The sequence below is a fragment of the Agromyces hippuratus genome (assembly GCF_013410355.1).
Lineage (GTDB): Bacteria > Actinomycetota > Actinomycetes > Actinomycetales > Microbacteriaceae > Agromyces > Agromyces hippuratus.
The window spans coordinates 103,515-128,187 of record NZ_JACCFI010000001.1; the positions used below are offsets into that span (position 1 = coordinate 103,515).

The following is a 24,673-nucleotide window of genomic DNA, read 5'->3' on the forward strand; positions in this document are numbered from 1 at the left end:
ACGGCCCGATCCCCAGCCTAGGCAGAAGTGGGAGCCGGCGTGGAGACGATCAACGGGGCGTGGCGCCGCCCGAGGTGAGCGCGCCGATCAGGCGCAGGATGGTCGGCAGGTCGTCGTCGGCCGACTGCGGCGACGCCGGCGCGAAGCCCGCGATCGCCGCGCCGGCGAGCGGGAAGCGCGCGGCGACGGCCCGCACGAGCGCGACGAGCTCGGCGACGCCGATGCCGAACGGCATGGGATACGAGAGGCCGGCGAGCTCCGCCGGGTCGAGCACGTCGAGGTCGATGTGGATGAAGACCTGCGACGCGCCCGTCGCCTCGAGGGCGGCGATCACGAGCGACGGGTCCGAGAGGTCTTCCACGGTGAGCGCCGTCACGTCGTGCGCCTCGATGAACCGGCTCTCCTCGTCGTCGATGGCGCGGATGCCGCCGAGCACGAGTCGTTCGGGCGGGACACGGGTCTCGGGACCGAGGGCGAGCCCATCAGCCCCTTCGCCGGTGATCGCCCGCAGCGTCATGCCGCCGAACCCGCCCGACGGCGAGGCCGCGGGGGTGTTCAGGTCGGGGTGCGCGTCGAGCCAGAGCACGGCGAGGTCACCGGCCGCGCGCGCCGAGGCATGGGCGACCGAGGCGAGCGAGGCGCTGCAGTCGCCGCCGATCGTGAGCGCCCAGTCGGGCAGATGCGAGAGCGCTGCGGTCGTGCGCTCGTGCACGCGCAGGAGCGTGCTGTACCGCTGCACGCCGGTGCCGAGCGACTCGCCCGCCTCGACCGGTACCTCGACCATGACGGTCGAGGAGTTCGGGAGGTCGCCGCGGATGGCCTCGGCGCCGTCGGCGTGGCTCATGGCGCGGGAGGAGACGGATCCCTGCCAGAGCGGGACCACCACGAACGTTGCGGGCATGTTCCCAAGTATCTCGCGTTCCACTGCGGGTCGAGCCTGTCGAGTCCCCGTGAGGTTTCGACCGGCTCGACCCGCAGAACGGACCGGTCGATCAGCCGCCGATGGCGCCCCGGCTCGAGCCGCCGGCCTTCAGCGCGGCGAGTCGGGCGTCGACCTCGGTGAGCTCGCCGAGGTCGTCGAGCTCGTTGAACTGCGCATCGAGACTCGACGCCGCGAGCTCCGCCTGGCCGCGCACGACCGCCTCCTCGCGACGGATCTTGTCTTCGAAGCGGCCGATGTCGCTCGTCGGGTCGAGGATGTCGATCGACTTGACGGCGTCGTGCACCTGCTTCTGCGCCTCGGCGGTCTTCGCACGGGCGACGAGCTCGGAGCGCTTGTTCTGCAGCTGGACGAGCTTCTCCTTCATGCCGTTCAGGCCCGACTTCAGCTTGTCGACGACCTCGGTCTGCGCGGCGATCTGCGGCTCGGCCGACCTGGCCTCGTTCTCGGAGGAGATCTGGCGGCTGAGAGCCACCTTCGCGAGGTTGTCGAACTTGTCGGCGCCCGACGCGTCGCCCACGGCTCGCAGCTCGTCGCCCTTGCGGCTTGCGGCCACGGCCTTCTCGCCCCACTCGCGCGCGGCTTCGACGTCTTCGCGGTGGTCGTCTTCGAGGAGGCGCAGGTTGCCGATCGTCTCGGCGATGGCGGCCTCGGCGTCGGCGATCGCGTTCGTGAAGTCGCGCACCATCTGGTCGAGCATCAACTGCGGGTCTTCCGCCTGGTCGATGAGGTTGTTGATGTTGGCTCGCACGAGCTGCGAGATCCGTCCGAAGATGGACTGCTTTGCCATGGTCGTTCCTTTCGTGGTGATCAGGGTTCGGTCGTACCGGTTCGAGGTCGGTCGGAGATCAGTCGGCGGCCCGGCGGTTCGTCGGGAGGCTCAGAATCGGCCTCCGCTCCCGCGCCGCGACCGGGTCGCGGAGCCGCCGAAGCTGCCGGCGGAGCGGCCGCTGCTGCGCCCGCCGCCGAAGCCGCCCGAGGAACGCCCGCCGCCGAAGCCGCCACCGCCCCCGCCGCCGAGGACCGAGTTGATGAGGATGCCGCCGAGCACGGCGCCGAGGACGTCGCCTCCGCCGGACGAGCCTCCGGCGGTGCCGCCGTAGCCGGCCATGCCGCCGCCGTACCCGCCGACGTCGCGTTGCGCGAACGACATGGCCTCCGCCGCGAGCCGCTCGGCCCGCTGCGCGGCCGTGAGCGCGGCTGCGGGGTCGGTCGTCGCGGCGCCCTGCGCTTCGACGAGTAGCCGACCGGCCTCGGCGAGGCGGGTGCGCGCCTCGGCGCCGATCGCCCCGCGCCGGGCGACGAGGTAGTCTTCGGCGGCCTGCACCTGCGACCGCGCGGTCGTGAGCGACCGGGAGAGCTGCGCCTGCACGCGGGCGGCCTGCTCGGCGGCATCTCGCACGCTCTGGATCACGGCATCGATCTCGGCGTCGACCTGCTCGAGCTTCGCCTGCAACGCGATCGGATCGCGCCCCGGTACGCCGATCGCCGCACGCAGCGCCGCCGACTCCGCGGCCACTCGATCGGCGACCGCGGACGCCTCGGCGTTCTGCAGGCCGCGAGCGGTCGCGACGTCGCGGTCGAGTTCGCCGACGCCCGCGGCGACGGCGGTGTCGGCGGCCGCGAGATCGGCGGCGAGCCGCTCGACGGCGGTCGTCAGCAGGGTCGTCTGGTCGACGGACTCCTCGGCGGCGCGGATGCCGACCGCGGCCTGGGCGGCGTCGCCCGCCGCGACATCCGTGCTCGCTGCGGCCAGCGCCTCGCGGGCGAAGCCGATGCGCGATCGCGCCTGCGTCGGGTTGTCGGCGACGGGGGCGGTGGCGGATGCCGCGTACTGCGCTCCGAGCGCGACGAGGCGCTGCTCCGCCGGCGCGATGGTCGCCTCGGCCGCGGTCGCCTCCTCCTGCACCCGCGCGAGCTGGGCGGGGGCGTCGCGTTCGAGGGCGCGCAACTCGTCGAACTGCGCGGCCTGCTCGTCGAGGATGGCGTCGGCCTCGGCCGCGAGGCGGAGGATTCCGCCGTACCACTCGCGGCGCTCGCTCTCGGTATCGGGCGTGGCGTCGTCGAGCTGCTGCTGCAGCGTGAACGCCTCGGCGACCTTCGCCTTCGCGGCGTCGAGCGCGGCGCGGAACGACTCGGTCGAGGCCTCGCCGTACGAGGCGACGGCGAAGCCGAGCTCCTCTTCGCTCGTCTTCACCGCGTCGTCGATCTGCACGAGGGCGCTGCCCGCCTGGCGGCGCAGCTCCTCGATCGAGGGGAGCGGCACCTGACCGGCACCGACCTCGCCGCCTGCAGCGCGCTTCCTCTTGCGCCGGGCGAGCACGATCGCGATGATCACGACGACGATCGCGGCGATCACGATGAACCAGACGAAGCCCCAGCCGCCGCTGCCGCCGCCCGCGCCGCCGCCCGCCGATCCGTCGGCGATCGCATTCGCGCCCGCGATCGCCGCGCCCGCCCAGTCCTCGTCACGGAGGTTCGGCTCGATGACCTGAACGCTGATGCGGTCGAGCTCGTCGGGGGAGATCGAGGCGTCGCTCGCTGCGGAGAGGTAGTAGGCGCGGCCGTCGACCGCAACGGCGAGCAGGTAGTCCTCACTGCCCATGTTGTTGGCGATGGCCGTCTCGTCGGCCCAGTCGGCCGCCGAAGCGGGGTTCGTGAACTCGTCGACGTAGGCGACGAAGAGCTGGCGCCCACTGCGGTCGGCGGCGGCATCGAGCGCGGCGACGACGTCGTCGGTCTCGTCGCCGAGCACGCCGGCGGTGTCGACGACGGGGGAGGTCGTGAACGAGACGGGGTCTTCAGCCCATGCGAGCCCGGTCGCGCCGGTTCCGATCAGCACCCCTGCGACGATCGCGAGAGTCGTGGACCACTTGCGTACTGCGCGCATGCACCAGTGCCTTTCCCCCGTCCGAGCGGACGAACCCGAGTCTATGGGGAGGCGCCGCGCCTCGTCCATGGTCTGGAGAGCGTGTCAGTTCAGCCGTCGCGAGCTGCGCCGCCTCGCTCATCGGCGCGCTCGAGGAGGCCCGCAACGAGATCTGCGAAGAACCCGTCGCCGCCTGCCGCGCGATCGAAGAGGCGCCCGCCCGAGGCCGGGGTGCCGGCGGCATCGTCGCGAGCGATCGCCAACGACCGGCGCGCGAGATGCGCCGCGGCATCGGCCTGCTCGCGGGCATCGCCGGGGGCGAGCTCGGGGCGCGTCGCCGCCGAGAGCAGGTCGCGCGCCTCGGCGAGCAGTGCGACCGCCTCGTCGCGGCGGATGCGGGCGGCGGCGTCGACGGGTTCGGCCGCGAGGGCGTGCTCGGCCGTGCCGACGAGCATCCGGGCGGAGGCGAGCGCACTCGACCGCTCGGCGAGCACGCGTTGCGACAGCGCACCGGCGTTCGCACCGGCGCGGATCTCGGCATCGATCGCGGCATCCGCCCGCACGACCCGCCGGCCGAGCGAGATGGGGTCGCGGCCGGCCGCCGCGAGCGCCTCGCGGATGGCCGTCGCCTCGACGGCGAAGTCGTCGGCGACGGAACTCAGGCGAGCGCTGTCCATGGCGCGGGCGACCTCGATGTCGCGCTCGAGGGCGGCGATGGCGTCGGCGACGGCGAGGTCGCCCGCCGCGAGCGCGGCGACGTGCGCGTCGGCGGCGGCGACCCGATCGGCCGCGTCGTGGAGCTCGGCTCGGGCCGAGGTGAGGTGCACTGCCGCAGCGGTGCCGGGCGCCGCCGCGGCGGGAGCCGAGAGCGTCGCGCGAACCTCGCCGAGGGCGGTGCGGGCGTCGGCGAGGGCCGTCACCGCGGGGTCGAGGGCTTCGGCTGCGTAACGGCCGGCCGCGTCGGCGACTCGGGCGGTCGAGCCGGCGACGTCGCGTTCGGTCGCCGCGAGCGCGGCGACGAGCGCCTCGCGCTCCTCGACGGCGCGGGCGCCGAGTGCGCGCAACCGCTCGAGCGATCGCCGGTCGCGGTCGAGGGCGGCGTCGACGGCGTCGGTCAGTCGGAGGATCCGCTCGTATGCGGCACGACGCTCGGACTCCGGGGCGGTCGTGAGGCCGGCGTCGCGCTGCAGCGCGAACGCCTCGGCGAGCTGCTCCCGTGCCTTCGCGTGCGCCGAACGCAGCACGGCGGCGACCTCGTCGCCGTCGAGCGCTCCTGCATAGTCGATCTCCGCGGCGGCGGCCGTGACGCGGTCGTCGGATGCCACGAGCGCGAGCCCGGCGCGGCGTTCGAGGTCCTCGAGCCCGACGGCCTGCGGCGCCTGGCCAGCTCGCGCGGCGGGCGGCGCGAGTCGGTCCCGCTTCGCCCGTGCGTCGAGCATGCGCAACACGATCATGCCGACGAGCAGGACGCCGACGACGAGGAAGGGGAGGAGCCGGTCGAAGCTCCACGGGTTCATCCAGCCGAGGGGCGATGCGATGGGCTGCAGAGCTCCGGTGCCGGCGTGCATGCGCGGGGCCTTCCTCGTCGACGGGTGAGACCAGCCGAGTCTACGGGCGTCGCGCGTCGTGCCGGGCGGACGAGAAAAGCCTCGGCCGCCGGCCGAGGCTTCTCGAATCGTGTGCTGGATCATCGGCGCGAAGCGCCGACGCCACCACTTGCTACGTGCCCCCGGAGGGATTCGAACCCCCGACCTACGGTACCGGAAACCGGCGCTCTATCCCCTGAGCTACGGAGGCGCACAGCTAGAGACATTACCACTTCGCGCGGTCGTGCCCGACCCGTCGGGCGGCGGCGAGGCGGCTCAGGAGAGGCTGAGGCGGGCGACCGTGCCGAGCAGGTCGTCGCGCACCTTCGCCGTGAGGAACGCGCGTGCGCCGTGCAGCACGGGGTCGTGGTCGATGCGCGTCGCGACGACCTCCGGGTACCAGCGGCTGATGCTGCGGATGCCGCGCTCCACCGCCTCGGCGAGGGGCTGGCCGCCGACGATCGCCGTGGGGCCGGCGAGCACGAGCCGGCCGGGGTCGAGCGTCGCGAGGAGCGGCAGCGAGACGTGCGCGACGCGCGCTCCGATCTCCTCGACGATCGCGGCGCGCTCGGGGCTCGCGGCGATCGCGTCGAGTGCCGAGCGGTGATCGGCGTCGTCGAGTCCGTGGGCGGCCGCGATACGGCGCACGGCCACGGCGCCGGCGAGGTCCTGGCTCGTGACGGCGTGCTCGTCGAGGGCCTGGGCGGCGGCCGACAACGGGAGGAAGCCGATCTCGCCTGCGCCGCCGAAGCTGCCGCGATGCAGGTCGCCGGCCACGTCGAACGACGCGCCGACGCCGTTGCCGAGCCAGAGCAGTGCGAACACGTCGCGTCCCTCGCCCGCGCCCGACTGGCGTTCGGCGATCGCGGCGAGGTTCACGTCGTTCTCGACGAAGACGGCGACGCCGAGTTCGGCCTCGAGGATGCGTCGCAGGCCGCTGACGGGCCACCCGGGGAGGGTCTCGCTGAAGAGCGTGCCCTCTTCGCCCGGGTCGACGTAGCCGGCCGTGCCGATGCAGACGGTGTGCACGACCGAGGGGTCGGTTCCCGCGGCGGCGCTCGCGTCGCGGATCGCCGCGGCGACCTCGCGCACGGCGTCCCGGTCGGCCGGGTCGCGGGAGAGCGGAGTGCGCACGATCGGCCGTTCCCCGCCGGCGGCGTCGACGACCGCGGCACGGAGCTCATCGGCCTCGATCACGATCGCGACGCCGAGCGGTCGGTCGGTGCGGGCCGCGTAGAGCGTCGCACTGCGGCCCGGGTTGCCGGCGACCTGGCCGCGCTCCTCGATCACGCCGGCGGCGATCAGCCGGTTCATCATCATCGAGGCGGTGGGTTTGGACACTCCGACGAGTTCGCAGATGCGATTGCGCGTGAGCGGTCCGTGGTCGAGCAGCGCCGAGAGTCCGACGCGATCGTTGACCGCCCCGAGCCACGAGGGCGTTCCCTGTGCTGATCTCATCGTCGCTGCGCTCGCGTCAGGCGGCGGGGAGGTTGCCGAGCACGTCGGCGACGAGCTTGCCGGCGTCGCCGGGTTCGAAGAGCGCCGCGGAACGGATCACGATCCAGTACGGACCGCTGAAGATCTGCGCCTCTCCGCTGCCGTCGGCCTGGGTGAAGTAGCCCTCGAGCTCGGGCGGGGTCCCGTAGGTGGGCACGGGCGTGGAGTTCATGGCGGCATCGCTCTGGTGTGCGAGCAGCGCGGCCTCGGGGGGCGTCGCGACGCCGACCTCGATGAGATCGCCGCTCGTCTGGTTCACCCAGCCGCACGCCGTTCCGGCCTCGTCCTCGACCACGGCGACGAGATGGTCGCCCGACGGTGCGAAGTCGGGGGCGGCGCCGAAGTTCGGGTTGAACGCGTAGACCTGATCGGGAGTCAGCAGCTCGTCGCACTCGATCGCGAACGGCACCGGTGGCTCTGCGGTCTCGGTCGGCTCGGCCGGAGTCGTCTCGATGGGCGTCTCGCTGGCCTGCGGCGCGGCGGTCGTCGCGCCGGGGTCGGCCGCTTCGCCGCTGCATCCGCTCAGCAGCATCGCGGATGCCGCGACCACGAGTGCGATGGCGGCGGGACGGGTGCGGGACAGACGGGACGAGCGCAGCATGTGACGAACCTTATCAATGGCGGCGGGTAGGATTTGCGGGTGACTCCCGCCGATCTTTCGCACGCCCTGTACGCCCTCGTCCTCGCCATCGTCGAGCGACGTCGCGCTGCGGGCGACGAGATCGCGTTCGACCTCACGGCGAGCGACGTCGCGCTCGAGCGCCCCAAGAACCGCGAGCACGGCGACTGGGCCTCGAACGTCGCGATGCGCGTCGCGAAGCCGCTCGGCGTGAACCCGCGCGAACTCGCGACCGAACTCGCGACCGGCCTCGCCGGCGTCGACGGCGTCGCGAGCGCCGAGGTGGCGGGCCCGGGCTTCATCAACATCCGGCTCGATGCCGCGGCCGCGGGTGCGCTCGCGAAGACCATCGTCGAGGCGGGGGCCGGCTACGGCACCAGCGACACCCTCGCCGGCAGCGTCATCAACCTCGAGTTCGTCTCGGCGAACCCCACCGGGCCGCTGCACATCGGCCACACCCGCTGGGCCGCGCTCGGCGACTCGATCGGCCGGGTGCTCCGCGCCGCGGGCGCCGAAGTCGCCAACGAGTACTACATCAACGACGCCGGCAACCAGATGGAGAACTTCGGCGCATCCGTGCTCGCCGCGGCGAAGGGCGAGCCGACCCCCGAGGGCGGCTACCCGGGCGCCTACATCGGCGAGCTCGCACGACAGGTGCTCGAGCGCGAGCCGAAGCTCCTCGAGCTCGACGACGCCGTGGCGCTGCACACCGCGACCGAGATCGCCTACGAGCTGCAGCTCGCCGAGATCCGCGACTCGCTCGCCCGGTTCAACGTGCACTTCGACGTGTGGACGAGCGAACGCCGCCTGCACGCGAAGGGCGACGACGGCCTCTCCGACATCGACACGGCCGTCGAGCGGCTGCGGGCCCAGGGCCACGTCTTCGACCTCGACGACGCCGTGTGGGTGCGCACGACCGACTTCGGCGACGACAAGGACCGGGTCATCCGCCGCGGCAACGGCGTCTACACCTACTTCGCAGCCGACGCCGCGTACTACCTCGACAAGGGCGACCGCGGCTTCGGTCACAAGATCTACCTGCTCGGCGCCGACCACCACGGTTACGTGCACCGTCTGAAGGCACTCGCCGGCGCCGCGGGCGACGACCCCGAGCGCGACGTCGAGGTGCTCATCGGCCAGCTCGTGTCGATCAACGGCGCGAAGCTCTCCAAGCGCGCCGGCAACATCATCGAGCTCGACGACCTGCAGGCCTGGCTCGGCACCGACGCGCTGCGCTACACGCTCGGCCGGTACCCCGCCGATTCGCCGCTGACGATCGACCCCGAGATCCTGCAGCGCCGCACGAACGACAACCCCGTCTTCTACGTGCAGTACGCCCATGCCCGCACGTGCGCGGTCGATCGCAACGCGGCATCCGTCGGTCTCGATCGCTCGTCGTTCGCGCCCGAGCTCCTGACGCACGAGACCGAGTCGGCGCTGCTGGGCGCGCTGCAGGAGTTCCCGCGCATCGTCGCCCAGTCGGCGGAGCTGCGCGAACCGCATCGCGTCGCTCGCTACATCGAGGAGCTGGCAGGGCTCTACCATCGCTGGTACGACAACTGCCGGGTGCTCCCGCTCGGCGAGGAGCCGATCGGCGAGCTGCACCGCACGAGGCTCTGGCTGAACGACGCGACGGGCCAGGTCATCCGCAACGGCCTCGAGCTGCTCGGCGTGTCGGCACCCGAACGCATGTGACCCACCACCCCGATCCGGAGGCCCCCATGGCGAAGCACGGCGACGAGCACGGCGCGGGCGAGGCCGAGACGACCGGGCCGGTCGAGCCGGTCGGCACCGACGAGACCGGCGAGACCGACGAGACCGGCGAGGCGCAGCCGACGGCGGTCGTCGAGACCGGCGACGACGGGTCGGGCGACACCCTGGTCATCGAGACGGATGCCTCGGACGAGCAGCCGACCGAGGTGATCGAACCGTATACGGCCGCGGGTGCCGCCGCCGGCGCGTCCGCCGCGGCCGCCGGTGCCACCGCCACCACGCGTCCGACCGATGCCGACGAGCCCCGCGAACGCCGGCGGCTCGGACGCGCCGCCCGCATCTGGATCGTCGTCGGCATCGTGCTGGCGGTGGTCGTGGCGCTCGTCGTCGTGGCCGACATCGTCGCGCGCGGCATCGCCGAGCAGCGGGTCGCCGAGGAGATCGAGGCCAACCTGCCCGACGGCGTCGAGGGCGACGTCACCGTGGCGATCGGCGGGTTCTCGGTGATCGGCCAGTACCTCTCGGGAACGATGCAGCACGTCGAACTCGACGCGCCCGAGATGACCGTCGAGGGCGCACCCATCGCCGTCTCCGTCGTCGCCGAGGGCTTGCCGGTCGATCTCGAGACCCCCGTCGACCAGCTGACGGCGACGATCACGGCCGACGCCGACTCGATCAACCAGCTCATCACCGTCGCCGGCGTCGAGACCGGGCTCACCCTCGGCGACGGCACCGTCGGCTACGAGGGGCGCATCGAGATCTTCGGCCTGCCGATCACGTACCAGGTGACGGCCACCCCCGTCGCAGCAGGAGACTCGGTGCTGCTCGAACCCGAAGGCGTCGAGGTGGGCGCGGTCGGCGCGTCGATCGACGTGTCGGGTGTCATCGAGCGCCTCCTCGGCGGCGACCCGCTCGAGATCTGCATCGCCGACCGGCTGCCCGAGGGCGTGCAGCTCGAGTCGATCGCGGTGGCGCCCGGTGCCGCCGCGATCCGGCTCCAGGCCGACGGTCTCGTGCTCGACTCCGCGAGCCTCGAGCAGAAGGGCACGTGCGGGTAGACCCCGCCCGGCACCGCCGCGCCGCGGAGCCGACTCCCGGCTCCGCCGTGCGGGGCGCGCGACGGGCCGATTCGGCTCGGCATGCACGCCTCGGTAGACTCGCGGTACGCCGACCCACAAGGTCGACGCGCACAGCAGGCTTCAGGAACCGATCCGGGTTCGCTCGCCGCGAGCGATCCATGCAATCGTCTTTCGTCCGTGAGGTTCCCCCGTGGCATCCACCGCACCCGCCCCCGGTCAGCTCGGCGTGCCCGACGACGCCAACGCGCTCGCGCCGCTCGTCTGGCCGTCGACCGCCGCGCGCGATGAGGCCGGCCGGCTCGTGATCGCCGGCCGCGACGCGGCCTCGCTCGCCGCAGAGTTCGGCACTCCGCTCTACGTCGTCGACGAGGCCGAGGCACGGGCACGGGCCGCCCGCACGAAGCGGGCGTTCGACGACGCCGCGGCATCCATCGGCACGACTGTGACCGTCTATTACGCCGGCAAGGCGTTCCTCTCCGGGGCGATCGTGCGCTGGGTGACCGACGAGGGCCTCGCGGTCGACGTGTGCACCGGCGGCGAACTCGCCGTCGCGCTCGCAGCGGGCGCCGACCCTGCCCGCATCGGCTTCCACGGCAACAACAAGTCGCTCGCCGAGATCGAGCGCGGCGTCGCCGTGGGCGTCGGCGTGATCGTCATCGACAGCGAGATCGAGATCGATCGGGTCGCGGATGCCGCGGCGCGCGCCGGCCGGGTGCAGCCCGTGCGGCTCCGCGTCAACAGCGGCGTGCACGCCTCGACGCACGAGTTCCTCGCGACCGCGCACGAAGACCAGAAGTTCGGTGTGCCGCTCGCCCGCGCCGTCGAACTCGGCGCCCGAATCCGCTCGCACGCCTCGCTCGAGTTCCTCGGCCTGCACTGCCACATCGGCTCGCAGATCTTCGACGCCGCGGGCTTCGCCGAGTCGGCCGAGCGACTGCTCGCCGTGCACGCGGAGCTCTCGCAGGCCGCCCCCGTTCCCGAACTGAACCTGGGCGGCGGCTTCGGCATCGCCTACACCGCCGTCGACGAGCCCGCCCCGATCGAGGAGATCGCGCGGGGCATCGTCGCGGCCGTCGCGAACGGATGCCGCGAGCACGGCGTGCCCGTGCCGAAGCTCGCCTTCGAGCCCGGCCGTTCGATCATCGGCCCCGCGGGCGTCACGCTCTACACGGTCGGCACGATCAAGCCCGTGCCGATCGAGGGCGGCGTGCGTCACTACGTCTCCGTCGACGGCGGCATGAGCGACAACGCGCGCACCGCGCTCTACGGGGCCGAGTACTCGGCCCGCATCGCCTCGCGCGCCTCCGACGCGGCGCCCGCCCTCGTGCGGGTCGCGGGCAAGCACTGCGAGTCCGGCGACATCGTCGTCGACGCCGAGTACCTGCCGGGCGACGTCGCACCGGGCGACCTGCTCGCCGTGCCGGCCACCGGCGCCTACTGCTGGTCGCTCGCCTCGAACTACAACCACGTGCCCCGGCCGCCGGTCGTCGCAGTGCGCGACGGCGTGGCGCGCGTCATCGTGCACGGCGAGACCGAGGCGCAGCTGCTCGCCCGGGACGCCGGGCTCGAGGCATCCGCCGGGTACGACCGCGCCATCGAAGGGAACCCTGCATGATCGAGTACCGCTCCATCCGAGTGGGCCTGCTCGGAGCGGGCTCCGTCGGCTCCCAGGTGGCACGCCTCCTGCTCGAGCACTCCGACGAGCTCGCCCAGCGCATCGGCGCCCGCATCGAGCTCGTCGGCATCGCCGTGCGCGACGTCGACGCCAAGCGCGACGCCGAGCTGCCGCGGGAGCTCCTGACGACCGACGCCGACGCGCTCATCCTCGGCTCCGACATCGTGATCGAGCTCATGGGCGGCATCGAGCCCGCCCGCACACTCGTGCTGCAGGCGATCGCGTCGGGCGCCGACGTCGTCACGGGCAACAAGGCGCTGCTTGCCAACCACGGACCCGAGCTCTTCGCCGCCGCGGAGCAGGTGGGCGCGCAGCTCTCCTACGAGGCGGCCGTCGCCGGTGCCATCCCGATCATCCGGCCGCTGCGCGACAGCCTCGCGGGCGACCGCGTCGACCGCATCCTCGGCATCGTGAACGGCACCACGAACTTCATCCTCGACCGCATGGACCAGACGGGCGCCTCGCTCGAGGACGCCCTCGCGTCGGCGACGGAGCTGGGCTACGCCGAGGCCGATCCGACCGCCGACATCGGCGGCTACGACGCGGCGCAGAAGGCCGCGATCCTCGCGAGCCTCGCGTTCCACACGAGCGTTCCCGTCGAGGCCGTGCACCGCGAGGGCATCACCGGCGTCTCGGCCGAGCAGGTCGACTCCGCGCGACGCGCGGGCTACGTCGTGAAGCTCCTCGCCATCTGCGAACGGCTGACCGACGCCGAGACCGGCGAAGAGGGCGTCTCGGCGCGGGTCTACCCGGCGCTCGTGCCGCGCAGCCACCCGCTCGCCGCCGTGCACGGCGCGAACAACGCCGTGTTCGTCGAGGCTTCCGCTGCCGGGCCCCTCATGTTCTACGGTGCCGGAGCCGGGGGAGTGCAGACCGCCTCCGCCGTGCTCGGCGACCTCGTCGCGATCGCCCGCCGCCATGTCATCGGCGGCCCGGGCACGGCCGAGTCGACGCACGCGGCGCTGCCCGTGCTCGAGATCGGCCGCATCACCACGCGCTACGCCATCACGCTCGAGGTGGCCGACGAACCGGGCGTGCTCGAGCAGATCGCCCACACGTTCGCCGACCACGGCGTCTCCGTCGAGCAGTTGCAGCAGACCGTCAGCGAGGGCTCCGAGCGGGCTACGCTGGTCATCGGGACGCACGAGGCGAAGGAGTCCGCGCTCGCCGAGACCGTCGCCGCCCTCGCTCAGAGCCCCGTCGTCGCATCCGTCGCGTCCGTCCTCCGAGTCGAAGGAGCAGTGTGAACACCCCCATCACCCCCAAGGCCAACTCGCGTCAATGGCGCGGAGTCATCCGCGAGTACGCCGACCGGCTCGACGTCACCGACGCGACCCCGGTCGTCACGCTCGGCGAGGGCGGCACGCCGCTCCTGCCGGCGCCCGCGCTCTCGGCCCGCACCGGCGCCGACGTCTGGGTGAAGTTCGAGGGCATGAACCCCACGGGCTCCTTCAAGGACCGCGGCATGACCATGGCAGTCACGAAGGCCGTGGAGCACGGCGCCAAGGTCGTCATCTGCGCGTCGACCGGCAACACCTCCGCGTCGGCCGCCGCCTACGCCACGCACGCCGGCATCAAGGCCGCGGTGCTCGTGCCCGAGGGCAAGATCGCGATGGGCAAGCTCAGCCAGGCCATCGCGCACAACGCCGAGCTCCTGCAGGTGCAGGGCAACTTCGACGACTGCCTCGACATCGCCCGCGACCTCGCGGCGAACTACCCGGTGCACCTCGTGAACTCGGTCAACAACGACCGCATCGAAGGGCAGAAGACCGCCGCGTTCGAGGTCGTCGAGGTGCTCGGCGACGCGCCCGACTTCCACTTCATCCCCGTCGGCAACGCCGGCAACTACACCGCGTACACGCGCGGCTACCGTGAAGACATCGCCGCGGGCAACGCCACGCGCATGCCGCGGATGTTCGGCTTCCAGGCCTCGGGCTCCGCGCCGATCGTGCGCGGCGAGCCGGTGAAGGACCCCGACACCATCGCGAGCGCCATCCGCATCGGCAACCCGGCATCGTGGGAGCTCGCCCTGCAGGCGCGCGACGAGACCGACGGCTACTTCGGCGCGATCGACGACGACAAGATCCTCGAGGCGCAGCGCATCCTCTCGGCAGAGGTCGGCATCTTCGTCGAGCCCGCGTCGGCCATCTCGGTCGCGGGCCTCCTCGAGCGCTCGGCCGCCGGCGTCATCCCGGCCGGCGCGCGGGTCGTGCTCACCGTCACCGGCCACGGCCTGAAGGACCCGCAGTGGGCGCTCCGCACCGCCGACGGCTCCGACGTGCAGCCGACGATCGTGCCGGTCGACACGGCGCAGATCGCCTCGGTGCTCGGACTCGGCTCATGAGCGCTGCGGTCGCCGCCTCCGGCGACGTCGCGACGTCGCTGAACGGCCGCCACGTCATCGTCAAGGTGCCGGCGACCTCGGCGAACCTCGGCCCCGGCTTCGACACGCTCGGGCTCGCGCTGGCCAGGTACGACGAGCTCGAGGTCTCGGTGCCGGATGCCTCGGTGCAGGACGCCCCTGGGCTCGAGATCGAGGTGCACGGCGTCGGCGAGGGCGAGGTGCCGCTCGACGAGTCGCACCTCGTGGTACGGGCGATCGCCCACACCTTCGCCCGCGCGGGCGTGCCGATGCCGGCGCTCAGGCTCGTGGCGCACAACGTCATCCCGCACGGCCGGGGCCTCGGCTCGTCGGGCGCCGCGATCGTCGCCGGCGTCGTCGCCGCGAAGGGGCTGCTCGAGGGCATCGTCGACTTCAGCGCCGACGAGCTGCTCGATCTCGCCACCGAGCTCGAGGGGCACCCCGACAACGTGGCCCCCGCCCTCTTCGGCGGGCTGACGATCGCGTGGGTGACGCCCGAGGGCCCGCGACACAAGAAGCTCATGGTGCACCGCGGCGTCTCGCCGCTCGTGCTCGTGCCCGAGCACGAGATGTCGACGGCGCTGGCCCGTTCGCTGCAGCCCGAGTCGGTGCCGCACGAAGACGCGGTGTTCAACGTCTCGCGCTCGGCGCTGCTCGTCGCCGCGCTCATCCAGAGCCCCGAGCTGCTCTTCCAGGCCACCGAGGACAAGCTGCACCAGCACTACCGTGCCGCAGCCATGCCCGAGACCGATCGGCTCATCCGAGTGCTCCGCGAGGCGGGGCATCCGGCGGTCGTCTCCGGTGCCGGGCCGTCGATCCTCGTGCTCGCGAGCGACCCGAGCGAACGCGCCGCCGCCATCGCCCTCGTCGAGGCCACCGCTGACACCGCCTGGCAGGCCCTGCCGCTCGCCGTCGACTTCAAGGGCGCGACGGTTCAGAACGCGTAGCGGTCTGGACCGTCGCGAAAGGCGGCAGCCCCAGCTTCCGCGGCGCTCCAGCGCCGCGAAGCGTCTGCGGCAGACCCTTCATGGTGACGCCGCCCCTCGCGGGAGACCGGAGAGCGCAAGGCGGCAGCCTCCGCTCGTGGTGACACCGCCCACTGCGGCAGAGCGCTGAACGCACGGCGAACATCGCCACGCGGCATCCTCTCCACAGGCGCGTCGCGTGGCGGGACGAACGGTCCGGTGATGGTAGACTGACCACGCACCCGGCAGGTGGCGCACTGTTCGCGTCCCAGCTCGCTCGTGCAATTCCCGGCAATCTATTGCTTTCGCTCTCGCGCGTGTCTGCGCCTTCGTGCGCACCGGCATCGCTCGTGCCAGCGATCAGCTCTCCTGAATCCGCAACTCTTGCGACAGGGGAAAGGAACATACCCAGTGACCAACGGAACCGACCACGCCGACCGCGTGGCCAACACCGCCCGCCTGTCCACCATGAAGGTCGCCGAGCTCCAGGAGCTCGCCGCATCCCTCGGCCTCGCGGGCGGATCGAAGCGCCGAAAAGGAGAACTCGTGGAGTTGATCTCCGAGCACCAGGCCTCGGCGGCCGGCGGTGGCGACGCCGCACCGGCTGAGCCCTTCGAGGCCCCGGTGGCCGAGCAGCCCGCTCCCGTCGAACTCGACGTGCCCGCTGCGACCGAGGCTCCCGCAGAGACCGCAGCCCCCGACATGGCGGCCGAAGCGCCCGCCGCCGCCGCCGCACCGGCACGTCAGCGCCGTCAGCCGCGTCGTGCCACGAGCGCGACCACCTCCGCCGTGCAGCACGTCAACGCCGGCGGCGCGGGTGTCGGCCTCGTGCCCGACGCCGCCCCGGCGACCGAGACCGACGACGCCCGCGAGGCGGCACGTGCCGCGGTGCGCGAAGAGCTCGCCGCGGCGACCGGTGAGGGCGCACGCGGCCCCAAGCCCGCCGAAGGCGAGGGCGACGCCGCAGCCTCCGAAGAGCCCCGTCAGGGCCGCAGCCGCAACCGCGGTCGTCGCGGTGGCGAGCGCGGCGACCGTGCCGAGCGCGGCGACGACGCCCAGAAGACCGAGCAGAAGCAGGGCGAGCGCCAGGGCGGTCGTCAGAACGACCGCCAGAACGGCGAGCAGGCCCGCAAGGGCGACGAGCAGGGCGGCCGTTCCGGCGAGCCCCGCCAGGGCGGCGACGCCGACAAGTCCAAGCAGCAGGGCGAGGGTCGTGGCCGTGACGGCCAGGCTCGCGACAACCAGGCTCGCGACAACCAGGCACGTGACGGGCAGGCTCGCGATGGCCAGACCCGTGACGGCCAGGCGCGTGACGGCCAGGCACAGCTCGACGGCGAAGGCGGCCGTCGCAACCGCTACCGCGACCGCAAGCGTCGTGGCCAGGGCATGGGCGACGAGCTCGAGCCCGAGATCCTCGACGACGACGTGCTGATCCCCATCGCGGGCATCCTCGACGTGCTCGACAACTACGCGTTCGTGCGCACGACCGGCTACCTCCCGGGCCCGAGCGACGTCTACGTCTCGCTCGGCCAGGTGAAGAAGTACAACCTGCGCAAGGGCGACGCGGTCGTCGGCGCCATCAAGCAGCCGCGCGACAACGACTCGAACAGCCGTCAGAAGTACAACGCGCTCGTGAAGGTCGACTCGATCAACGGTCAGACGACCGACGAGGCTGCGGCCCGTGTCGAGTTCCAGAGCCTCACCCCGCTCTACCCGCAGGAGCGCCTGCGCCTCGAGACCGAGCCCACCAAGCTCACGCAGCGCATCATCGACCTCGTCGCACCGATCGGCAAGGGCCAGCGCGGCCTCATCGTCGCGCCTCCGAAGGCCGGCAAGACGATCGTGCTGCAGCAGATCGCCAACGCGATCTCGATCAACAACCCCGAGGTCCACCTCATGGTCGTGCTCGTCGACGAGCGCCCCGAAGAGGTCACCGACATGCAGCGCACGGTGAAGGGCGAGGTCATCGCCTCGACGTTCGACCGTCCGGCCGAAGACCACACGACGGTCGCCGAGCTCGCCATCGAGCGCGCGAAGCGCCTCGTCGAGCTCGGTCACGACGTCGTCGTGCTGCTCGACTCGATCACGCGCCTCGGCCGTGCGTACAACCTGGCCGCACCGGCATCCGGTCGCATCCTCTCGGGCGGTGTCGACGCCTCGGCGCTGTACCCGCCGAAGCGCTTCTTCGGCGCTGCGCGCAACATCGAGAACGGCGGCTCGCTGACCATCCTCGCCACGGCGCTCGTCGAGACCGGGTCGAAGATGGACGAGGCGATCTTCGAGGAGTTCAAGGGCACCGGCAACTCCGAGCTGCGTCTCTCGCGTCAGCTCGCCGACAAGCGCATCTTCCCGGCGGTCGACGTCAACGCGTCGTCCACGCGCCGCGAAGAGATGCTGCTCTCGGCCGACGAGGTCAAGATCACCTGGAAGCTGCGCCGCGCCCTCGCCGGCCTCGAGCAGCAGCAGGCGCTCGAAGCCGTGCTCGGTCGTCTGAAGGAGACGCAGTCGAACGTCGAGTTCCTCATGCTCATGCAGAAGTCGATGCCGGTCGCCACCGGTCACGGCAACTCGCACGGGCACGAGACCGACCACCGCTGAGGCATCCGTGTTCGAGTCCGTCCAGAGCCTGCTCGCCGAGCACGCGAAGCTGCAAGAGGAGCTCGCCGACCCGGCGCTCCACGCCGATGCCGCGCGGGCGAAGAAGGTCAACCGGCGCTACGCCGAGCTGAGCCGGATCGTCTCCGCGCACTCGGCGTGGCTCGAGGCGCAAGACGACCTCGCCGCCGCGCGTGAACTCGCGAAGGAGGACGAGGCGTTCGCCGATGAGGTGCCCGCGCTCGAAGAGGGTCTCGCGACGGCTCAGGAGCGGCTCCGCCGACTCCTGATCCCGCGCGACCCCGACGACGGCCGTGACGTGATCATGGAGATCAAGGGCGGTGAGGGCGGCGCCGAGAGCGCCCTCTTCGCCGGTGACCTGCTCCGCATGTACATGCAGTACGCGCAGTCGAAGGGCTGGAAGATCGAGCTCCTCGATCAGAACGAGTCCGACCTCGGCGGCTACAAGGACGTGCAGGTCGCGATCAAGTCGAACGCGACCGACCCGTCGCAGGGCGTCTGGGCGCACCTCAAGTACGAGGGCGGCGTGCACCGCGTGCAGCGCGTGCCCGTCACCGAGACGCAGGGGCGCATCCACACCTCGACGACGGGCGTGCTCGTCTTCCCCGAGGTCGATGAGCCCGAAGAGGTCGACATCAACCAGAACGACCTGAAGATCGACGTCTACCGCTCGTCGGGCCCCGGCGGCCAGTCGGTCAACACCACCGACTCCGCAGTGCGCATCACCCACCTGCCCACGGGCATCGTGGTGTCGATGCAGAACGAGAAGTCGCAGCTGCAGAACCGCGAGGCCGCGATGCGCGTGCTCCGCGCCCGCATCCTCGCGCGTCAGCAGGAGGAGATCGCGGCCGCGGCGTCGGACGCCCGCAAGTCGCAGATCCGCTCCATGGACCGCTCGGAGCGCATCCGCACCTACAACTTCCCCGAGAACCGCATCGCCGATCACCGCACCGGGTACAAGGCCTACAACCTCGACCAGGTCATGAACGGCGCGCTCGAACCGATCATCGAGTCGGCCATCCAGGCCGACGAGGAGGCTCGACTGGCTCACCTCGGCGACCAGTAGCGCAGCGACGAGACGGATGCCCCGGACACCTCGAGTGTCCGGGGCATCCGTTCGTTCGGGTGCGGTCGCCGGCCGAGCGCTCAGGCACTCGGTCGACGTCAGATGTGCCAGTCGTGGATGCCGCGTGCGGCGTCGGCCGTCTCGTGCGAGAGCGGTTTGAACGTCGCGGGGATGCCGACGACGAGCGAGTGCGCCGGGGCGTCCTTGGTGACGACGGCGTTCGCGCCGATCGCGCTCCACGCGCCGATCGTGATGTCGCCGAGCACCTTCGCACCGGCGCCGACGGTCACCCCGTCGTCGAGCGTCGGATGCCGCTTCGCCCCGCGGTCGGCGCCGCGGGCGGCCTTCCCGCCGAGGGTGACGCCGTGGTAGAGCATCACGTCGTCGCCGATGACGGCCGTCTCGCCGATGACGACGCCCATGCCGTGGTCGATGAAGAACCGGCGACCGATGGTGGCGCCGGGGTGGATCTCGACGCCGGTGAGGAAGCGCACGAGCTGCGAGACGAGGCGAGCTGGCAGGCGCAGTCCGCTGCGCCAGAGCGCATGGGCGAGTCGGTAGCCCCAGATGGCGTGCAGGCCGGAGTACGCGAGGAACACCTCGAGGCTTCCGCGGGAGGCGGGGTCGTGCGCGCGCGCCGTCGCGATGTCCTCGCGGAGTGCTCGGAAGAAGGTCACGTGGATAGTCAATCAGTCCGTACGTCGATCGCATGCACCGAGCGCCCGGGCAACGAATCGACGTTGCGCCGGGCGCTCGCGGTCGCTCAGTCGCGCAGGTCTTCGTAGAGCACGGTCGAGACGTACCGCTCACCGAAGTCGGGCACGATGACGACGATGGTCTTGCCGTCGTTCTCGGGGCGCTTCGCGACCCCGAGGGCGGCCCAGACGGCTGCGCCCGAGGAGATGCCGCCGAGGATGGCCTCGTCGGTCGCCAGGGCGCGTGCGGTCGCGATGGCGTCGCTCGTGGCGACGTCGATCACCTCGTCGTAGATCTCGCGGTCGAGCACGTCCGGCACGAAGTTGGCGCCGAGGCCCTGGATCTTGTGGGGACCGGGGGTGCCCTGCGTGAGGATGGGGGAGTCGGCCGGCTCGACGGCGACGACCGTGAGCGCCGGCTTCTGCTCCTTGAGGTAGCGGCCGGCGCCCGTGATGGTGCCGCCCGTGCCGATGCCGGAGACGAGGATGTCGACGCCGCCGTCGGTGTCGGCCCAGATCTCGGGGCCGGTGGTCGCGTAGTGGATCGCCGGGTTCGCCTCGTTCTCGAACTGGCGGGCGAGGATCGCGCCGGGCGTGGCCTCCACGATCTCGTTGGCCTTCGCGACCGCGCCCTTCATTCCCTCGGAGCCCGGGGTGAGCACGATCTCGGCGCCGTAGGCGCGCAGCAGCACGCGACGCTCGACGCTCATCGTCTCGGGCATGGTGAGGATCACGCGGTAGCCGCGTGCAGCGCCGACGAGGGCGAGCGCGATGCCGGTGTTGCCGCTCGTGCCCTCGACGATGGTGCCGCCCGGGGTCAGTTCGCCCGACTTCTCGGCCGCGTCGATGATGGCGACGCCGATGCGGTCCTTGACGCTCGCGGCGGGGTTGTAGAACTCGAGCTTGGCGAGCACCGTCGCACCGGCGCCCTCGGTCAGCCGGTTGAGGCGCACGAGCGGAGTGCGACCGACGACCTCGGTGATGTTCTCGTAGATCTGCGCCATGGGCTTGCCTCTCGGGTCAGGTGGTGGACGACGGCCTCAGCCTAGGCTTCGGCTCCCGTGGAGGCGAGTGCGTTACATTCCATTGCGTGGATACGACGACCCCCGACGCCCGAGCGCGATCCCTGCGCGAGATCAGAGACGAGACGGTGTCGACGCTCGCCTCCGCCGGCGTCCCCGATCCCGAGGTCGATGCCGACCTCCTGATCGGACACGTGCTCGGCCTCTCGCGCGGCGCCGTGCAGGCGCGCATTGTGGTCGGCGCCGAGGTCGGCGAAGCGGATGCCGCGGCACTCGCCTCGCTCGTCGCGCGTCGTGCCCTGCGCGAGCCGCTGCAGCACATCACGGGCCGTGCGGCGTTCCGCAACCTCGACCTCCAGGTCGGCCCCGGCGTCTTCGTGCCGCGACCCGAGACCGAACAGGTCGCCCAGCTCGCGATCGACGCGCTCGCCTCCGCGGCGGAGCCCGAGCCGATCGGCGTCGACCTCGGCACGGGCAGCGGCGCCATCGCGCTCGCGCTCGCGACCGAGGTGCCGCACGCGAGGGTGTGGGCGGTCGAGAAGTCGCCCGAGGCGTTCGTGTGGACGCGGCGCAACGTCGCCGAGGTGGCCGCCCCGAATCTCGAGCTGGTCTTCGGCGACCTCGCCGATGCCCTGCCCGAACTCGACGGCCGGGTGGCGGTCGTGGTCTCGAACCCGCCGTACGTGCCGCTCCGCGACATGCCGCGCGACCCCGAGGTGCGCCTCCACGACCCCGAGCTGGCGCTCTACGGCGGCGCCGACGGCCTCGATGTGGTTCGAGTGCTCTCCCGACGCGCGCTCGCGCTGCTGCGTCCGGGCGGCGCGCTCGTGATCGAGCACGGCGAGGAGCAGTCGGCGGCGATCGCCGAGATCCTCGCGGCCGACGGCTGGCGGGCGATCGCGCACCATCGCGACCTCACGACCCGCGATCGGGCCACCTCGGCCGTGCGCTGAGCGCCCGGGCGGTGCGCACCGCCCGCTGAGGGCTGAGCGCCGGAGCGCTACTCCTTCTTCGCCCGCTCCGCCTTCTCCCGAGCGAGCTTCTCCCGCTCGAGCGCGTGCTTCTCTCGTTCGAGGGCGTGCTTGATCGCCTCGCGTTCGCGCTTCTGCGCCTCGCGCAGCGCCTTCTCGGCTTCGCGTCGGGCCTTCGCCGCCTCGCGCACCTGCTTGTCGCGGGGCAGCTCGAGTGCCGGAGGCAGGGGCTCCGCCGCGATGTCGCCGGCGCTGTCGCCCGACTCGACCCGGCCCACGTGGTACTCGATGCCGTCGAGGATGCGTTCGAGGCCGAACGAGAAGTCGTCGTCGGCGTCGTCGGGATGGGGCTCCGCGCCGGGCTCCGCCACGTATCCGCCGGCGGCGAGCAACGGGCTCAGGTACGGGAACCGTTCGGGGGTCACGAGCTCGGCGAGCGCCTCGAAGTAGTTCGCCCCCGTGACATCCGCCGGGTCTGCCGCTGCTGCTGCTGCGGCACCGATGTCGCGTTCCTGTGCGCCGGTGGCGCGCGCGTAGCTCGTGAGCAGCAGCAGGGTCGACATCTTCTCGCCGTCGCTGAGGGGGAGTGCGCGCACCTCTCGCAGGAACCAGTCGACGATGAGCAGGCTGTTGGGCGTGATCGGCGCACCCGAGATCGGGATGTCGACGAGCCAGGGGTGCTCGCGGTAGGCGGCGCGCATCGCGAGCACCCACGCCGTGACGCCGGCGCGCCAGCCGCGTTCGACCGTCTCGTCGGGCACGGGCGGCGTGGCCGCACCCTCCTGCATGAGCAGGATCAGGTCGTCTTTGCTGGTCACGTACCGGTAGAGCGACATCGTCGTGAAGCCGAGCGACGCGGCGACCCGGCTCATCGACACCGCCCCGATCCCCTCGGCGTCGGCGATCTCGATGGCGGCGTCGACGATGCGCTCGATCGAGAGCTCCCGCTTGGGCCCGCGTTGCGGGTTCGCCGCGACGCCCCAGGCGAGGGCCACACCTCGGGGGAGTTCGGGATCGCGTCGCTCGGGGCTCACACGCTCAGGGCTCACAGGGGGTCCGTTCTCGAGAAGGTGTTGACGACAGTCTAGAACTGTGTATTACTTAAACAACAGTGCATCACATAAACAGTTTGCGCCATACGCACAGGAGTGCAGGCGCAGACGAGAGAACAGGAGAGATCCGTGTCAGTCGCGATCGCCACCCACGGGCTCCGCAAGCGGTTCGGGGCGACCGACGTGCTCGCCGGCCTCGACCTCAGCGTGCCCGCGGGCTCGGTGTTCGCCCTGCTCGGCCCGAACGGCGCCGGCAAGACGACCACCATCAACATCCTGACGACGCTCGTGAAGCCCGATGCCGGCATCGCGCGGGTCGCGGGTTTCGACGTCGCAGCGTCGCCCGAGGAGGTGAAGCAGCGCATCGCCCTCACCGGGCAGTCCGCCGCCGTCGACGAGGTGCTCACCGGCACCGAGAACCTCGTCATGATGGGCCGGCTCTCGGGACTCGGCCGCCAGCAGGCACGGGACCGCGCCGCCGAACTGCTCGAACGATTCGATCTGACGGATGCCGCGCGCCGACGCCTCGGCACCTACTCGGGCGGCATGCGCCGACGTCTCGACCTCGCCCTCAGCCTCGTCGTCGACGTGCCGATCCTGTTCCTCGATGAGCCGACCACGGGCCTCGACACGCGCAGCCGCCAGGAGCTCTGGAACGTGATCCGCTCGCTCACCAAGGCGGGCACGACGGTCTTCCTGACGACGCAGTACCTCGAGGAGGCCGACCGGCTCGCCGACCGAATCGCCGTGCTCGACCGGGGCCGCATCGCCGCGGAGGGCACCGCCGACGAGCTGAAGGCGCGCATCGGCGGCGACGTCGTCGAGCTCCGCGGCGTCGACGGCGAGCTGCTGCTCGAACTGCCGACCGACGGCAGCGTGCACGGACTCCGCGCCGCCATCGACCTGCTCGACCACTCGCCGGCCGCAGCCGTCGAGGGGTCGCAGGTGTCCATCCGCCGTCCGAGCCTCGATGACGTGTTCCTCGCGATCACCGCGGGCGCTGCGACATCCGCCCCCGAGCTCATCGAATCGAAGTGACCGAAATGACGACCCTGACGACCACGACCTCCGCCGCGACAGCCCAGAGCGCCGGCATCGCCCCCGCCCCCGCCCGAGCGAAGCTCGGCCCGTTCACGGCCGAGTCGACGTTCATCGCCCGCAGCTTCCGCCACTCGGTGCGCGACATCGACGCCATGCTCATGGCGGTGCTGCTGCCGACGATGCTCATGCTGATGTTCACCTTCATCTTCGGCAACGCGATCGACCCGTCGGGCGGCTACGTCGACTACGTCGTGCCCGGCATCATCCTGCTCTGCGCGGGATTCGGCGCCTCGTCGACGGCGATCTCGGTCTCCCGCGACATGACGACGGGCATCATCGACCGGTTCCGCACGATGCCGCTGCGGAGCGGTGCCGTCACCACCGGCCATGTCGTGGCGAGCCTCGCCAGAAACCTCGTGGCGACGGGCGTCGTCATCGCGGTGGCGCTCCTCGTCGGATTCCGGCCGAGCGCGACCCCGCTCGAATGGCTCGCCGTGTTCGGCCTCGTGGCGCTTTACATCCTCGCGATCACCTACCTGTTCGCGGCGATCGGCCTCGCGGCGTCGAGCCCCGAGGCGGCGAGCGGCTACGGCTTCATCCTGCTGTTCCTGCCCTACCTCTCGAGCGCGTTCGTGCCCGTCGAGACGATGCCCGAGTGGCTGCAGTGGATCGCCGAGAACCAGCCGATCACCCCGGTCATCGAGACGATCCGCGGCCTGCTCATGGGCACGCCGATCGGCGACTCGGCCTGGTGGGCGATCGGCTGGTGCGTCGGCATCGTCGTGGTCTCGGTCGTCTGGGGCGGGTGGCTCTTCCGCCGCAGGGCCGGTCGGCGCTGACCTCGTCGAACGGCAGCGGATGCCGCGGCGCACGTCTGCGCCGCGGCATCCCTTCGACAGGCTCAG

The 24,673-nt window shown here is 71.9% G+C and carries 20 protein-coding genes and 1 tRNA gene; 11 read left to right on the forward strand and 10 right to left on the reverse strand.

What is annotated here, in order from left to right; all coding sequences use genetic code 11:
- Window positions 1-49: 49 nt before the first annotated feature.
- The 7 genes from BJY17_RS00475 to BJY17_RS00505 all read right to left on the reverse strand — a co-directional run bounded on the left by BJY17_RS00475 (window position 50) and on the right by BJY17_RS00505 (window position 7,493).
- Complete coding sequence (locus BJY17_RS00475; RefSeq protein ID WP_179549640.1) at window positions 50-901, reverse strand: arginase family protein; 852 nt, start codon at window positions 899-901, stop codon at window positions 50-52.
- Window positions 902-992: 91 nt separating this feature from the next.
- Window positions 993-1,730 carry a PspA/IM30 family protein gene (locus BJY17_RS00480; protein WP_179549641.1) on the reverse strand — a complete coding sequence of 246 codons (738 nt, stop codon included), beginning with the start codon at window positions 1,728-1,730 and terminating at the stop codon, window positions 993-995.
- 90 nt (window positions 1,731-1,820) lie between these two features.
- The gene (locus tag BJY17_RS18700; RefSeq protein ID WP_179549642.1) at window positions 1,821-3,830 is read right to left on the reverse strand and encodes a TPM domain-containing protein; all 2,010 of its coding nucleotides are present in this window, start codon (window positions 3,828-3,830) and stop codon (window positions 1,821-1,823) included.
- 89 nt (window positions 3,831-3,919) lie between these two features.
- On the reverse strand, window positions 3,920-5,377 hold the full coding sequence (locus BJY17_RS00490) for an ATP-binding protein (RefSeq protein ID WP_179549643.1): 1,458 nt from the start codon (window positions 5,375-5,377) through the stop codon (window positions 3,920-3,922).
- Window positions 5,378-5,533: 156 nt separating this feature from the next.
- A tRNA-Arg gene (locus BJY17_RS00495) sits at window positions 5,534-5,606 on the reverse strand.
- A 65-nt stretch (window positions 5,607-5,671) separates the two neighbouring features.
- On the reverse strand, window positions 5,672-6,853 hold the full coding sequence (locus BJY17_RS00500; protein WP_179549644.1) for an ROK family transcriptional regulator: 1,182 nt from the start codon (window positions 6,851-6,853) through the stop codon (window positions 5,672-5,674).
- A 16-nt stretch (window positions 6,854-6,869) separates the two neighbouring features.
- A complete protein-coding gene (locus BJY17_RS00505; RefSeq protein ID WP_179549645.1) occupies window positions 6,870-7,493 on the reverse strand; it encodes an iron ABC transporter ATP-binding protein in 624 nt (207 codons plus the stop codon).
- Window positions 7,494-7,532: 39 nt separating this feature from the next.
- Here BJY17_RS00505 and BJY17_RS00510 point away from each other — a divergent pair, with 39 nt between their 5' ends.
- From BJY17_RS00510 to prfA, 8 genes are all read left to right on the forward strand, one after another.
- Window positions 7,533-9,206 (forward strand): arginine--tRNA ligase, encoded by a 1,674-nt coding sequence (locus tag BJY17_RS00510; RefSeq protein WP_179549646.1) that lies wholly within the window; start codon window positions 7,533-7,535, stop codon window positions 9,204-9,206.
- Window positions 9,207-9,232: 26 nt separating this feature from the next.
- Window positions 9,233-10,282: an LmeA family phospholipid-binding protein gene (locus BJY17_RS00515; protein ID WP_179549647.1), complete on the forward strand. Its 1,050-nt coding sequence runs from the start codon at window positions 9,233-9,235 to the stop codon at window positions 10,280-10,282.
- A gap of 211 nt (window positions 10,283-10,493) precedes the next feature.
- Window positions 10,494-11,918, forward strand: coding sequence for a diaminopimelate decarboxylase (lysA, locus tag BJY17_RS00520; RefSeq protein WP_179549648.1), 1,425 nt, complete (start codon window positions 10,494-10,496; stop codon window positions 11,916-11,918).
- Window positions 11,915-13,225 (forward strand): homoserine dehydrogenase, encoded by a 1,311-nt coding sequence (locus BJY17_RS00525; protein WP_179549649.1) that lies wholly within the window; start codon window positions 11,915-11,917, stop codon window positions 13,223-13,225. Before lysA ends, BJY17_RS00525 begins: the two co-directional genes overlap by 4 nt.
- Window positions 13,222-14,322, forward strand: coding sequence for a threonine synthase (thrC, locus tag BJY17_RS00530; protein ID WP_322789706.1), 1,101 nt, complete (start codon window positions 13,222-13,224; stop codon window positions 14,320-14,322). The genes BJY17_RS00525 and thrC overlap by 4 nt, the downstream gene beginning before the upstream one ends.
- Window positions 14,319-15,287, forward strand: a complete 969-nt coding sequence (gene thrB / locus BJY17_RS00535; protein WP_179549650.1) for a homoserine kinase — start codon at window positions 14,319-14,321, stop codon at window positions 15,285-15,287. Before thrC ends, thrB begins: the two co-directional genes overlap by 4 nt.
- Window positions 15,288-15,716: 429 nt before the next feature.
- A complete protein-coding gene (gene rho, locus BJY17_RS00540; protein WP_179549651.1) occupies window positions 15,717-17,903 on the forward strand; it encodes a transcription termination factor Rho in 2,187 nt (728 codons plus the stop codon).
- 7 nt (window positions 17,904-17,910) lie between these two features.
- Window positions 17,911-18,987: a peptide chain release factor 1 gene (prfA, locus tag BJY17_RS00545; protein ID WP_074261274.1), complete on the forward strand. Its 1,077-nt coding sequence runs from the start codon at window positions 17,911-17,913 to the stop codon at window positions 18,985-18,987.
- Between the two features lie 98 nt (window positions 18,988-19,085).
- On the opposite strand, the gene epsC is transcribed toward prfA, so the two are convergent.
- Complete coding sequence (gene epsC, locus BJY17_RS00550) at window positions 19,086-19,664, reverse strand: serine O-acetyltransferase EpsC (RefSeq protein ID WP_179549652.1); 579 nt, start codon at window positions 19,662-19,664, stop codon at window positions 19,086-19,088.
- 86 nt (window positions 19,665-19,750) lie between these two features.
- A complete protein-coding gene (gene cysK / locus BJY17_RS00555; RefSeq protein WP_179549653.1) occupies window positions 19,751-20,686 on the reverse strand; it encodes a cysteine synthase A in 936 nt (311 codons plus the stop codon).
- Window positions 20,687-20,772: 86 nt separating this feature from the next.
- Here cysK and prmC point away from each other — a divergent pair, with 86 nt between their 5' ends.
- Entirely contained in the window at window positions 20,773-21,657 is an 885-nt protein-coding gene (prmC, locus tag BJY17_RS00560) for a peptide chain release factor N(5)-glutamine methyltransferase (protein WP_179549654.1), read from the forward strand.
- 47 nt (window positions 21,658-21,704) lie between these two features.
- On the opposite strand, the gene BJY17_RS00565 is transcribed toward prmC, so the two are convergent.
- Window positions 21,705-22,724 carry a TetR/AcrR family transcriptional regulator gene (locus tag BJY17_RS00565; RefSeq protein WP_322789707.1) on the reverse strand — a complete coding sequence of 340 codons (1,020 nt, stop codon included), beginning with the start codon at window positions 22,722-22,724 and terminating at the stop codon, window positions 21,705-21,707.
- A gap of 132 nt (window positions 22,725-22,856) precedes the next feature.
- Here BJY17_RS00565 and BJY17_RS00570 point away from each other — a divergent pair, with 132 nt between their 5' ends.
- Both BJY17_RS00570 and BJY17_RS00575 read left to right on the forward strand, forming a co-directional pair.
- Window positions 22,857-23,765 (forward strand): ATP-binding cassette domain-containing protein, encoded by a 909-nt coding sequence (locus BJY17_RS00570; RefSeq protein ID WP_322789708.1) that lies wholly within the window; start codon window positions 22,857-22,859, stop codon window positions 23,763-23,765.
- 5 nt (window positions 23,766-23,770) lie between these two features.
- Window positions 23,771-24,607, forward strand: coding sequence for an ABC transporter permease (locus tag BJY17_RS00575; RefSeq protein WP_179549656.1), 837 nt, complete (start codon window positions 23,771-23,773; stop codon window positions 24,605-24,607).
- The last annotated feature ends 66 nt before the right edge of the window (window positions 24,608-24,673 follow it).